Annotated in this window: 11 protein-coding genes; 8 read left to right on the forward strand and 3 right to left on the reverse strand. The window is 42.3% G+C overall.

The window, feature by feature from the left end:
• Positions 1–60 precede the first annotated feature (60 nt).
• The 3 genes from AC59JT_RS07220 (at position 61) to AC59JT_RS07230 (ending at position 2,829) form a co-directional block, all read left to right on the forward strand.
• Entirely contained in the window at positions 61–522 is a 462-nt protein-coding gene (locus AC59JT_RS07220) for a hypothetical protein (RefSeq protein WP_497397256.1), read from the forward strand.
• 110 nt (positions 523–632) lie between these two features.
• A complete protein-coding gene (locus AC59JT_RS07225) occupies positions 633–1,181 on the forward strand; it encodes a hypothetical protein (protein ID WP_497397258.1) in 549 nt (182 codons plus the stop codon).
• The gene (locus AC59JT_RS07230) at positions 1,162–2,829 is read left to right on the forward strand and encodes a response regulator (RefSeq protein WP_497397260.1); all 1,668 of its coding nucleotides are present in this window, start codon (positions 1,162–1,164) and stop codon (positions 2,827–2,829) included. Before AC59JT_RS07225 ends, AC59JT_RS07230 begins: the two co-directional genes overlap by 20 nt.
• On the opposite strand, the gene AC59JT_RS07235 is transcribed toward AC59JT_RS07230, so the two are convergent.
• Positions 2,821–3,585, reverse strand: coding sequence for a DeoR/GlpR family DNA-binding transcription regulator (locus AC59JT_RS07235; protein ID WP_497397262.1), 765 nt, complete (start codon positions 3,583–3,585; stop codon positions 2,821–2,823). The two genes, AC59JT_RS07230 and AC59JT_RS07235, sit on opposite strands and share 9 nt — an antisense overlap.
• Positions 3,586–3,749: 164 nt before the next feature.
• Between AC59JT_RS07235 and AC59JT_RS07240 the strand changes: the two genes are divergently transcribed.
• From AC59JT_RS07240 to AC59JT_RS07250, 3 genes are read left to right on the forward strand one after another with little or no spacing between them, the layout of a single operon-like run.
• Complete coding sequence (locus AC59JT_RS07240; RefSeq protein ID WP_497397264.1) at positions 3,750–5,357, forward strand: glycerol-3-phosphate dehydrogenase/oxidase; 1,608 nt, start codon at positions 3,750–3,752, stop codon at positions 5,355–5,357.
• A 42-nt stretch (positions 5,358–5,399) separates the two neighbouring features.
• Complete coding sequence (gene glpK / locus AC59JT_RS07245) at positions 5,400–6,890, forward strand: glycerol kinase GlpK (RefSeq protein WP_497397266.1); 1,491 nt, start codon at positions 5,400–5,402, stop codon at positions 6,888–6,890.
• A gap of 33 nt (positions 6,891–6,923) precedes the next feature.
• The gene (locus AC59JT_RS07250) at positions 6,924–7,655 is read left to right on the forward strand and encodes an MIP/aquaporin family protein (protein WP_497397268.1); all 732 of its coding nucleotides are present in this window, start codon (positions 6,924–6,926) and stop codon (positions 7,653–7,655) included.
• A 76-nt stretch (positions 7,656–7,731) separates the two neighbouring features.
• On the opposite strand, the gene AC59JT_RS07255 is transcribed toward AC59JT_RS07250, so the two are convergent.
• Entirely contained in the window at positions 7,732–8,679 is a 948-nt protein-coding gene (locus AC59JT_RS07255; RefSeq protein WP_497397270.1) for an MlaD family protein, read from the reverse strand.
• A 25-nt stretch (positions 8,680–8,704) separates the two neighbouring features.
• Positions 8,705–9,613: an N-acetylmuramoyl-L-alanine amidase family protein gene (locus tag AC59JT_RS07260; protein WP_497397272.1), complete on the reverse strand. Its 909-nt coding sequence runs from the start codon at positions 9,611–9,613 to the stop codon at positions 8,705–8,707.
• Positions 9,614–9,707: 94 nt separating this feature from the next.
• On the opposite strand from AC59JT_RS07260, the gene AC59JT_RS07265 reads away from it, so the two are divergent.
• Together AC59JT_RS07265 and AC59JT_RS07270 are read left to right on the forward strand one after the other, a co-directional pair.
• Positions 9,708–12,464 (forward strand): putative LPS assembly protein LptD, encoded by a 2,757-nt coding sequence (locus AC59JT_RS07265; protein ID WP_497397274.1) that lies wholly within the window; start codon positions 9,708–9,710, stop codon positions 12,462–12,464.
• Positions 12,464–13,711, forward strand: a complete 1,248-nt coding sequence (locus AC59JT_RS07270; RefSeq protein WP_497397276.1) for a competence/damage-inducible protein A — start codon at positions 12,464–12,466, stop codon at positions 13,709–13,711. Before AC59JT_RS07265 ends, AC59JT_RS07270 begins: the two co-directional genes overlap by 1 nt.
• The last annotated feature ends 27 nt before the right edge of the window (positions 13,712–13,738 follow it).

The raw sequence follows: 13,738 nt of genomic DNA on the forward strand, positions 1-13,738 counted from the left end.
TTATACCTGCAATTACTAAATAATTGCAGTAATTTAGGCTAACTAAAAATCCGTATCACTATGTCAAATCCACTAATTAATTCAACGCGGGTAATTATACCTGTAAAAGAAGCTATTGCTAAAACCACGCATTGGCGCAATTTTATGGCGCGCACCTTTACCGATGTATCGCCAAAGGCCTTACCCAAGGCCGTTTATATCTCTCGTACCGACATTGAAGATCTGGCTCGTTATTGCGAAGCGGATAAAACAATACTAGGTGCGCGCGCTTATTTTACGCTTGATAGGGCCTATGCCGAAGGCGAATCCAACCAGGTAAAGTTTATTATGGTGCTGGTGAAAGATACGCCGGGCTATTTTAATGGCCAGGATCTGTTATTCATACCTCCGGGCCCAGGTATGGAAGCCTTATCGCCAGATGGAGGTAACCTTGATGACTCAAACGTTTACGATTATACCAGGCCATGCCCTGATTGCTGCGACCCTGAAAGCCCGTTGTTTGGCGGAGAGGGTAATTTATAGTTATTTCAAAAATGTCTCCAGTAAGTTTTTATTTAGGCTACGCGGTTCCTGCCAGTACTTTAATACCCATAACGGCCGGAATTATTTATTATAAAAAGCTAAGTACAGCTATGCACAGAATTATATTATATCTGTGCATAGCTATGTTTTTTAACATCGTGGGTTCTGTTTTAGCCGCTAATAGGATAAACAACATGCCTGGCCTGCATTTGTATACGCTGGCCGAGTTGGTGGCTATAATGTGGTATTACAGAAAGGCTTTTCCAAACGGTTGGGCTAATAAATGGACGGCCATTGTAATGATAGCTTTCCCGATACTGTGCGTAATAAATTTCAGCTATTTTCAAAGTATCTATACATTTAACACATATACCCGTCCGCTTGAGGCGGTATTGATTGTAATTTTTAGCAGTATTTACTTATCCCGCCAGGGTAATTTTGATCAAAAAGAAAGCCTGAATAAAGCGGGGCGATTGATAGCAAGCGGTTTTTTACTGTACTTCTGCAGCTCATTTTTCCAGTTTATTTTTTCAAACGTGATAAGCCGTATCTCCAATCGCACTATTACAGACTTGATATGGTGTTTACATGCTACCTTTGTGCTGATCATGTACATGATGTTTTTTGTTGCCATAAAGCATGAACGAGGTAAAAGATAATATTGAAGTGTTGGTGATAACGGCCATGATGTGCTCGTTCTCTATCGTTATATGCTTTATTATTGTTATCTACCGCAAACAGCTCGACGTGTTCAGGCATAAAAGTGCCAACCAGGCCAAAAGTGTATTTTTAGCAACTATGAGCCATGAAATACGCACACCTATGAACGGTGTGTTAGGTATGGCTGCGCTACTTAAAGAAACCGATCTTGACCCTGAACAGCAAGAGTACGCACATGCTATTATGCATAGTGGCGAGGCCTTGCTAAGCGTTATTAATGATATCCTCGATTTCTCGAAGATCGAGTCGGGTAAGATGGATCTTGATCTTTACGATTTTAACCTGCGTAGCTGTGTTGAAGAAGTATTGGAGCTATTTGCAGGTAAAGCCGCCCATTCAAATATCGACCTGATGTGCCAGATAGATCATGCTTTGCCAATCTATGTAGTTGGCGATGCTATGCGTTTGCGGCAGGTATTGGTTAATTTGGTGGGTAATGCGTTAAAATTTACACATAAAGGTGAAGTTTTTGTGAATATTATCCAGTTGGATAAGCAAGCCGATAATGAAGTTGTATTGGGTTTTGAGATAAAAGATACCGGTATTGGCATAGCGGCACACAAACTCGAGAATTTATTCGAAGCCTTTTACCAGGCCGACAAATCAACTACGCGTAACTATGGCGGTACCGGCCTGGGTTTGGCTATATCAGACAGGTTGGTGAGCTTAATGGGGGGGAAGATAAGGGTTGAAAGCGAAGTTGGAAAAGGTACCAACTTTAGTTTCAATATTAAACTGGATATAGCCCGCGAGCAGAAGCCCCAGGACGATTCCGTCATTATACCACAGTTAGAAGGTAGGCAAGTACTTATAGTTGACGATAACAGTACTAATCTGCGAATTTTAGAATTGCAATTGAAGCACTGGGCTATTAAACCTGTAATGGCATCATCGGGTAAAGATGCTTTGCAAATTTTGAAAAGCCAGCGCTTTGATATCATGATAACCGACTTGGGTATGCCTTTGATGGATGGCGTTCAACTTGCCATTATTGTTAAGGCAGAATACCCGCAAATGCCTATTATATTGCTAAGCAGTTTGGGGCATGATACTAAAAAGAAACATCCCGATCTGTTTACAGCTGTTTTAAACAAGCCGGTAAAGCAAATGTATTTGTATCGCGCCATAGTAAGTGTATTACAGCCACAAACCAAGTTTTTACAAAAGCCAACGTCATTACTTAATAAGGATTTCGCTATGACGCATCCACTACGTATTATGGTAGCCGAGGATAACGAAATTAACCAGCTTTTAATAATGAAAGTATTGGATAGGCTAGGTTATGGTGCAGCACTGGCAACTACCGGGACGGATGTGGTGCGTATGCTTACTGAACAATATTATGACCTGGTGCTAATGGATGTGCAATTGCCTGAAATGAACGGACTGGAAGCTACGCGCTACATAAGGCAACACCATAACAAACAACCAACCATTGTGGCTATGACAGCGGGCGCCATGGTTGAAGACCGGGAGCAATGCTATAAAGCCGGCATGGATAGTTTTCTGTCAAAACCTATCAAGATTGAGGCTTTGATGGATATGTTAAAACAGGTTTATACCACGGCAACTAATCAATTAAACTAATATAACTTTTACCCCCATTGTTTCCAGTTGGTCGGCTATATGTTGGGGGAGGCCTTTGTCGGTTATTATCTGATCTATTTCGTCTAAACCACAGATTTTGCCAAAACCGCGTTTACCAAATTTTGTCGAGTCGGCAATCACAATAGTCTTTTGCGATACAGCCATCATTTGGCGATTAAGGTGCGCTTCCATGGCGCTGGTTGTGGTTAAACCAAAATCGAGGTCAATACCGTCAACGCCAAGGAAAAACTTACTGCAGAAAAAATCAGCTAATATGCTTTCCGCGTAAGGCCCCATTACAGATGATGAGCTTTTGCGCAATATGCCACCCAGTTGTAATATCTCAATATTTTGGTGATGAGTCAATTCTATCGCTACGTTAAGTGCCGAGGTAATAACTGTTAAACTTCCCTGTGGCTGTATATTTTTTGCTAATGCCAGTACAGTGGTGCCCGAAGCAATTAATATCGAGTCATCAGGCTGTATCAAACTAGCTGCCGCTGCGCCTATTTTATGCTTTTCTGCCGATTGTAGCTTTTCTTTTTCATTAACCGGCCGGTCTGTTGTATACGGATTGTTCTGGGTAGCTCCGCCGTGGGTGCGAAAAAGAAAGTTTTTATCTTCTAAAAGTTTCAGATCTTTTCGAATTGTTACCGATGAAACCTCTAACTCGTTACATAAGTCGAGCACGTTTACGTTTCCTTTTTTTTGAATTTGATTTAAAATGTACTGGTGTCTTTCGGTTACGCTACTCATATACGCATACTTTATAAGCCTGCAACGAAGATAAAACATAATCCCAGATATGTGGATAAATATTTCGATTGTTTATTTTATATGTATAACTAAGTTTCAAAATATTTCATATTATTGTTTTATGTTTCGTTTTTGTAATATGAAACTACCATTTTGCATTTAGAATGAAAGAACCGGTAAATTTCAAAAGAGAAGAAGGATTAAGGCAGCTTAACGAAATCGACCTGTGGGATATCATAATAATTGGCGGAGGAGCAACAGGTTTGGGTACGGCTGTCGATGCGGCTTCCCGTGGTTATAAAACCTTGTTGCTTGAACAAGCCGATTTTGCTAAAGGCACGTCAAGCCGTAGCACAAAACTGGTACATGGAGGTGTGCGTTATTTAGCGCAAGGGAATATCGGCTTGGTATATGAGGCGTTACTTGAACGGGGGATACTGAAGCAAAACGCACCACATTTAGTAAAACACCAATCGTTTATCATTCCTTGTTATAGCTGGTTTGAAAAAATTAAATTTTACGTTGGTTTAAGTTTGTACGATTGGCTGGCCGGTAAGCATAGTTTTGGTAAATCAAAACTGCTTTCGGCAGCTGGCGTACATGCCTATATTCCTGAAATTAACAGCAACGGGCTAACCGGGGGGATTGAATACTGGGATGGGCAATTTGATGACGCCCGCCTTGCCATTAACCTGGCACAAACTGCTGCAGAAAATGGTGGGACATTACTCAACTATATCAAAGTAGAAGGACTGCTAAAAAGTGAAAATGGTAAAATAGAAGGTGTTGTAGCATTTGATTCGGAAGCAGGATTAAAATATCAGCTACGCTCAAAACTGGTAGTTAATGCAACCGGGGTTTTTGTTGATGAGATATTGCAAATGGATAAACCAGCCCAAAAACCACTGGTTAGACCGAGTCAAGGTGCGCATGTGGTTTTAGATCGGTCGTTTTTGATGGGCGACAAGGCTATAATGATACCTAAAACCACAGATGGCCGGGTGTTATTCGCAGTGCCGTGGCATCAGCATGTGTTGATTGGTACTACGGATACTTTGTTAGAAAGCCATAGCGTTGAGCCGGTTGCTCTGGAGCAAGAGATCAATTTTATACTACAAATCGCCGGGGAATATTTAAGTAAAACGCCAACCCGCAACGATGTGCTTTCCATATTCGCCGGCTTGCGACCACTTGCTGCTCCCGATAAAAACACCGGTTCAACCAAGGAAATATCGCGAAGCCATAAAATTATAGTTAATGATTCAGGCCTGATAACCATTATTGGTGGTAAATGGACAACGTATCGCAAGATGGCCGAAGACATAATTGACAAGGCGATACAACTAGTCGCTTTAAATAAACAAGCATGCGTTACCCGCGATTTGAAAATTCATGGTTACGTAAATACGAATACAGACGACCATCTTTCTGTTTATGGAAGCGATGCTGATTTTATACGATCAATGATAAAGGAAGATTCCAAATTTGGCGAACGGTTAGATAACCGACATCCTTATACTAAAGCTGAAGTGATCTGGGCGGTAAGGCACGAAATGGCGCGTACCGTTGAAGATGTTTTGGCCAGGCGCATACGGATACTTTTTTTGGATGCTGCAGCGGCAATAAATATGGCAGCTACGGTAGCACAATTGATGGCTACAGAGTTGGGTTACGACGTGCAATGGCAGCAAAAACAGGTAGAAGATTTTGTACAGTTAGCTAACAGGTATTTAAGCGTGCCTTTAGCTGGCGATAAAAATTATATTTCATAAATTACCAAACCAATATAAACCAACAACAACCTAATAACTTGTATGGAGAAGTACATTTTATCGTTTGACCAGGGGACAACCAGCTCCAGGGCAATCGTGTTTAACAAAGCAGGTACCATAGTATCGGTTGCACAAAAGGAGTTTACGCAAATTTACCCGCAACCCGGCTGGGTAGAGCATAATGCCCGCGAAATATGGTCAACCCAGGTTGCTGTAGCTACTGAGGCCATTGTTAAAGCAAACCTAAAGCCCGAAAACATGGCCGCCATTGGCATTACTAACCAACGCGAAACAACCGTAGTTTGGGACAGGGCAACAGGTGAACCTATTTATAATGCTATTGTTTGGCAAGACCGCCGTACTGCTTCTGTTTGCGACAGGTTGAGAGGAGAGGGTGCCGATAAAATTATACAGGAGAAAACAGGGCTGGTTTTAGACGCTTATTTCTCGGCCACTAAAATACAATGGATATTAGATAATGTAGCAGGAGCAAGAGCTAAGGCAGAAGCTGGTGAACTGGCATTCGGTACTATCGATTCATGGCTGATATGGAACATGACAGCCGGCAAGGTACATGTTACCGATGTTAGCAATGCTTCGCGCACCATGTTGTTCAACATACATACATTGCAGTGGGATGAGGGGTTATTGAAATTGTTCAATATTCCAAGAGGAATATTGCCACAGGTTAAATCAAGCAGCGAAGTTTATGGCGAAACAGCGGGAGATATATTTGCCGCCAAAATTCCTATTTCGGGTATAGCCGGCGACCAACAGGCTGCTTTATTTGGGCAGATGTGCACCAAAATCGGGATGGTAAAAAACACCTATGGAACCGGCTGTTTTATGCTGATGAATATCGGCAACAAACCTATCATATCTAAAAATAATCTGATAACCACGGTTGCCTGGAAAATCGGAGCTGATGTACAGTATGCCTTAGAAGGAAGTATTTTTATAGCCGGCGCAGTAGTGCAATGGCTGCGCGATGAATTGAAGATCATCAAAACATCGGCAGATATTGAAGAACTGGCTAAAAAGGTTACTGATAGTGGTGGTGTATATCTGGTACCCGCATTTGCCGGTTTAGGGGCACCGCACTGGAATCAATACGCCAGAGGAACAATTTTTGGCATAACCCGTGGCACTAACGATGCGCATATTGCGCGCGCTGCGTTGGATAGTATTGCCTATCAAACTCTAGAAGTATTAAAGGCAATGGAGGCCGATTCAGGAGCACCCATTCAACAGTTACGTGTTGACGGCGGCGCTACTGCCAATAATTTGCTAATGCAGTTTCAAGCTGATGTGCTGAATGCCACGGTAGTAAGGCCGGAAGTAACTGAAGTAACCGCAATAGGCGCCGCTTACCTTGCCGGCCTTGCTATAGGTTACTGGAGCAATGTTGACGAGATACAACAACAATGGCAAATAAACCGAAGCTTTGAACCCGGACAAACAGCAAATACTGATGAACTGGTTAAAGGCTGGAACCGAGCTGTGGCTGGTGTGAAAGCATGGACACAGTTGTAAACCAATTTAATTAAACTATAAATCGAAGAAATTATGTCAGAATTTACCGCCGAATTGATCGGCACCATGTTCGTGATACTTTTTGGCAACGGTGTAGTAGCCAATGTTGTACTTAACGGCACCAAAGGCCAAAATAGCGGTTGGATAGTAATTACCACCGGATGGGCCCTAGGGGTTTTTGTAGGCGTTGTTATTGCCGGGCCTTTTAGTGGCGCGCATCTTAACCCGGCCGTCAGCATCGCGCTAGCAATTGCCGGAAAGTTTGCCTGGGCAAAAGTACCTGTTTTTGTAGCTGCGCAGTTTGCCGGGGCTATGCTAGGTGCTGTGCTGGTGTATTTAATGTATAAAGACCATTTTGTCGCTACTAAAGATCAGGGTTTGAAGGCGGCAGTATTTTGTACATCGCCGGCAATTAAAAACGTGGTGTCAAACTTAATTAGTGAGGTGATTGGAACCTTCGCTTTGTTGCTAGTAATATTTTACTTTACGGGTAGCGAATTAGGGGTAGAAAAAACGCCGATAGGCTTAGGTTCATTAGGCGCCTTGCCGGTTACTTTACTGGTATGGGGTATAGGTTTATCGCTTGGTGGTACCACGGGGTATGCTATTAACCCTGCGCGCGACCTGGGGCCGCGTATTGTACATGCTTTACTACCAATCCCGGATAAAGGAAGTACAGGTTGGGGATATTCATGGGTACCTGTTGTAGGGCCTATTATAGGAGCCGGCCTTGCTGCTACACTTTTTATGGTTTTGAAACCTTAGTTAAGATCACAAGTAGGCAGAAGGGCGATATGTTCAACACATATCGCCCTTCTATATTTAAATTGTTGTAAATTTTCTATTTGTTTTTTCCGCCACCGAATACCGAGAAATGAACATAACGTTTTGGGTTAGCCTTCAGGTCGATAAATAATTCATCCAGGTCTGCTGATGCGTTTTCAAGGTTGCGATATAGTTTATCATCCTGCATTAATAAACCTAACGAGCCTTTAGGGCTATTAATGTTGGCCATGGTAGCCTGTAGATCGGCCATAGCTTTATTGGCGTTATCCAATGTTTGTTTGATGTTGCTGTTGGCTATATCGTTACTTACTTTCTGGAAATTACCCGTAATGCCATTTAAGTTAGCGCTGCTTACTTTAAGGTTAGCAGTGATGCCATCAGCGTTAGTCAATATTGAATTAATATGTACCGATTGCGAGCCCACCAGATCATCAACTTTGCGTGTGGTGCCTTCCAGCGTTTGTAATGAGTTGGCTATACTGGCAAAACTACGGTCAACATTACGTTGGAAACCCGGATTTAAAATACGGTTAATGGCTGATAAAGATGAATCCAGTTTGGTCATCAAATTTTCGGCTTTAGTTTGTATTGGCTGCAAGCTTTCTGCAAGGCTACCTTGTATATCTGCCTGCAACGTGTCTTTACTTTCGGCGTATTGTTTGCTATCGCCCAATTCAAAAACTATGGCTTTGCTGCCTAAAAGGTCTGTACTTACCAAACGTGCTAAGGTATTAATAGGCACATTGTATTTTGATTCAATTTTAAATTCAACCGTAGTACGGCCATCCTGGTCAAGCTCCATTTTTGAAACGTGTCCGATAGGGAAGCCGTTAACTAATACAGGTTTCGATACCGAAAGACCGTCGACGCTACGGTAAATAGCATAAAATTTATTTGATCCGGCAAAAACATCATTGCCTCGTAAAAAGCTATAACCTAGTATTAATACAGTTATAGCTATGGCCGTTAGTGCGCCTATTTTTGTTTCGTTAGAGAGTTTCAATATGGTAGGTGTTTTATGTTAAATTTTATTTTGATTCTACTTGATCCTTATAAACTTGTATGGCTCTCACTATCGAATTCACTATTTCCTGTTGTCCTTCTTCCGAGTTTAAATATTCTTCTTCTTCCCGGTTGTTAATATAGCCAATTTCTACAAGTACAGATGGCATAGCGCTATGACAAAGTACATATAAGCTTTGTTCGCGCACGCCTTCTAACTTGCGTTCATCGGTTTCAACAAACTCATTAGCCAGAATGTTTGCGAAACTTATGCTTCGCTGCCTGAATTTACGGGTATATTCATTTGTTAAGATGATGGTCAGCGGGTCGTTCATATCAAGCGCGCCGCCTTCCATATCCTCTTCAAGCGTGTTATGTTTTATCTCGTTTTGTTGTTCGCGTGTTCTTTTTAAACCGTAAACCAACATCAAAACACCTTTGCCAGATCTATCGGGCACCCTAACACTTTTGTAAATAGCCTTACCCTTTTTGGTGCCGACGCGTTCGCGCACTACTCTGTCCGGTAACGAATTGCAGTGGATAGAAACAAACAAGTTCCCCTTGTTCTCGTTAGCAATTTCTGCTCGGCGCTCAAACGAAACATCCTCCGGCGTTTTGCGGGTAAGTACAGCGTTTACGCCTGTTATATCTTTTTCTATCGCTTTTTGCAATTTAAGTGCTACCGCAAGCGTTACTTGTCTTTCGGTAGAGAACGAACCATCGGCTCCGCGCGAAAAGTGTCCCGGACCGGTAGTTTTTTCGCCGTGGCCGGCATCAACAATAACTGTTTTAAACTTAAAACCGCTGTTTACAACGGTGTCGGTTTTTACAGAAGAAGCTAATACAGAGGGAACTAACTTAAACGAAAACAACGGTAAGCACGTTACTAATGCTGAGAATACGTAAATCAATCTTTTCAATGCCTTATTTTTCATTATTTTTGGGCGCTGTTAACTATATGTGCAAATATATTATTCGAAATCAATTTTGAAATTTACAAGCTTAATTTTTCTATTTGCATTTATTTTAATGGTGAATATATTGGCTGTTGCTCACAGGGTAAACGTGCCAATAGGCAAACCTATTGCCGATACCATCATTTATCTTGACTCGACAGATAAATTTCCCCTGATTAAAAGAGCTAAAAAACCTGAGCCAAAAACTACTGTTGCTAAAGTTACAGCAACCGATACAATAAAAAAAACAGCTGTTTTAACCGATACCATCAAACGTAAGCCAGGTGTGTTGGATAGTACTTCACGATTGCTGGATACTAATAAAAATGCCGCTGACACAGGAAAAAACAAAGGCGACCTGGATAGTGAGGTAAAAGTAGTAGCTGCCGATTCGAGCATTGTAGTTAGCAAAACTATCGTTCGGTATTTTGGCAAAGCCCGTGTTACTTATGGCAAAGAGCTTGAACTTGATGCTGACTATGTTGAAGTAAATAAAGATACCAAGTCTATTTTCGCTAGCGGTCGTACGGATCCACGGACCCATCGTTATGTGGGCAGACCGATATCAAAGCAGGGCGAGGATCAACCTGTAACTTCCGACTCGTTATACATCAATTACGAAACCAAAAAAGGGCGAATATGGAACGTACTTACCCAACAGGATGGTAACTACATATCGCACGGGCAGGCCAAAAAGTTGAATGAGGAAGAGGTAGCGTACCACAATATTATATTTAGCGCTTGCGATAAACCCGATCCAGACTATGGTATAGTGATAACCAAAGGTATTGGCGAAAAGAAAAGAGTTATATCAGGCCCCGCTTACTTAATGATTATGGGTATACCCATGCCTGTCGGGATACCATTTGGTTTCTTCCCTAAGCCTGATACCCGTTCATCAGGTTTGTTGTTACCGACCTTTGGAGAGGACGCTAACCTGGGCTTTTTTATTCGCGATATAGGTTATTATATTGCTTTAAGTGATTATGCCGATTTGACCAACCTTGGAACGTATTATTCAAACGGATCATACGAAGTAAGCAGTACGTTGAACTACATGAAGCGTTACAAATACAACGGTTCGTTAGCTTTAAGCTATGGGTCGCATAATTACGGTTTAGCAGGTGATCCTTCAGCCAAAGATTTCCATATTAACTGGACACACAGTCAAAACCCAAGCTCAAGCCCGGGCCGTACTTTTAGTGCTTCGGTAAACGCGGGTACATCAAGTTTTTATCAAAACAACCCGGCCACGGTGGGTTATAACCTGCAATCGCTTACTCAAAATGCATTACGTTCGTCAATCTCGTATTCACGCACCTGGGACGGTACACCCTTTAACTTAACATTAGGCTTGTCGCACAGCCAGGATCTTACCCGTAAAACTGTAACTCTTGAACCGTTGACGTTTAACTTTAGTATGCAAACTATTAGTCCGTTTGATAAGAAGGATAGGGTAGGCGAACAAAAATGGTATCAAAAGCTAACCGTAGGTTATACTTTAACCGGTACCAATAAATTAAATGATATACCGGAGAATGAATTGTTTAAAGGCAATACACTGCAAAAAAAGATGCAAAGCGCCTTTAACCACACCATACCTGTTGGTTTAAACCTTAACGTACTTAAGTACTTCCAGTTTAACACCACGTTTAATTATAATGAACGCTGGTATTTGCAAACCATAAGGCAACGTTATGCGCGGGCCGACTCGTTGGTAATTGATACTGTGCCCGGCTTTCAACGCGCAGGAGACTATGGCATTAGCGCCGGTTTCTCAACGAAGTTATACGGAACACTTAATTTTAAAGGTAAAGTACGTGCTATACGTCACGTAATAACACCCAGCATAGGTTTTAGTTACCGCCCGGATTATACTGGGCTTGACCGTAGCTACAATCGTGTTGTAGTTAGCAACGCAACGGTGCCGTATCCTGTGGTATCTCAACGTTATTCGATATTTGACCGTGGCGTGTATGGTGGCCCAAGCGGCGGCACTCAAGCCGGCATCAGCATAAGTTTGGATAACAATATTGAGGCAAAGGTGCGACCGGGGCCTAAGGACACATCGCAAACGGATAGAAAAGTTACTTTGCTGCAGGGGTTTTCATTTAACACCTTCTACAATTTTGCAGCCGACTCATTTAAATTATCTCCGATCTCGTTCTCGGGTCACACCGGATTGTTTAAAGATAAGATCAACATCAGCTTTGGCGGTTCGTTTAATCCTTACTCTGCCCAAATACGCGACTCGATAGCAGAAGGACGGATTGTGCGTTTTGCAAACTATATTAATAAATATAGCTGGCACGATGGTAAATTCCCTACGCTAACTAATTTTAATTTTTCAGTTAGCGGTAGTCTGAACCCGGCGGTATTCCATCCGGCCGAGCCCTCTGTGCAGCCAACAGGCCCCAACATGCAAAATTTGAACCTGGCACAGCAGCAAAATATGGCGCTTTTAAATAATGCAGGCGCTTATATAGACTTTAATATACCCTGGAATATTAGTTTTAACTACAGTTTTACATATAGTAACAACCTTACAAGCACACAAACATCAAATACCATTATGTTTAATGGCGATGTTAGTTTAACGCCCAAGTGGAAAGTGCAATATAATACCAACTTTGACCTGAAGGTAATGCGCTTAAGTAGCGCTACATCATTTGCCATTTATCGGGATCTGCATTGTTGGGATCTTTCGATACAATGGGTGCCATTTGGGTATTATAAATCATATAACGTTACACTAAGGGTTAAATCGGCCATATTGCAGGCATTAAAACTTAGTAAACGAAGCGATTACAACGGTTACAGTCAATTTTAATGTTAGCAGAAATAATTACTATTGGGGATGAGATACTGATAGGCCAGATAGTTGATACTAATTCGGCCTGGATGGCGCAGCAGTTAAATAGCGCGGGTATTCGGGTAAAGCAGATCTCGTCGGTATCTGATGATCGTCAGCATATATTAATTGCCCTTGCAGAAGCTGCACAGCGTGCCGATATTATATTAATAACTGGCGGACTGGGCCCGACAAAGGATGATATTACCAAAAATACCTTAGCCGAGTACTTCGGTGTGGGTATGGTTGAGAACGCCGATGCTTTGGAAAATGTTACCCGTATTTTTGCCAAATACAACAGACCGTTGCTAGAGGTTAATCGTCTTCAGGCACAGGTGCCTCAAAACTGCGAGGTGATATTAAACCAAAACGGTACAGCACCGGGCATGTGGTTTAATGTAGGTGGTAAAGTATATGTCTCTATGCCCGGTGTACCTCACGAGATGATGTATATGGTGGAGGAGCAGGTTATTCCACGTATAAAACGCGAGTTTAAGCTATCCGCTATTGTTCATAAAACAATATTAACCGTAGGAGAAGGCGAATCCTTTCTGGCTGAACGCCTTGCCGATATAGAAGATAGCCTGCCAACTCATATTAAATTAGCCTATCTGCCTAAATTGGGGCAGGTGCGCCTACGCTTAAGCGGCTATGGTGATAATGAAAAAGAACTGCAAAACGATATTGAGCAATACGCCGCGCGAATAATTGAAATGGTTGGCAACGCTGTAGTTGCGACCGAAGATAAGGCACTTGAAAAAGCGCTGCTGGACTATATGGCTGAAAGAGACCTTACGCTTTCGCTGGCCGAAAGCTGTACGGGCGGATATCTGTCGCACCTGTTTACTCAACATGCCGGTTCATCGAAGGTTTTTTTAGGTGGTGCTGTTACTTATTCAAATCAACTCAAACAAAGTATGTTGGGCGTAAAGCCCGAAACACTACAACAATACGGCGCCGTAAGCGAGCAAACCGTTACCGAAATGGTGGAAGGTGCGCTTCGCAATTTTAAGTCGGACTATGCCTTAGCCATCACCGGTATTGCCGGTCCTGATGGTGGTGCCAAAGATAAGCCCGTTGGTACCGTATGGATTGGCGCCGCATCTGCCAACAAAACACTGGTAAAGAAATTCACATTCGGTTCCCGCCGCCTCCAAAACATCGAAAGGAGCGCCACAGGGGCATTATCTATGTTGAATACTTTACTGCGTGATGTTAAAAACTAACACACATTTTTATCTAATTTTGACCAA

Source organism: Mucilaginibacter sp. A3364, from assembly GCF_059690715.1.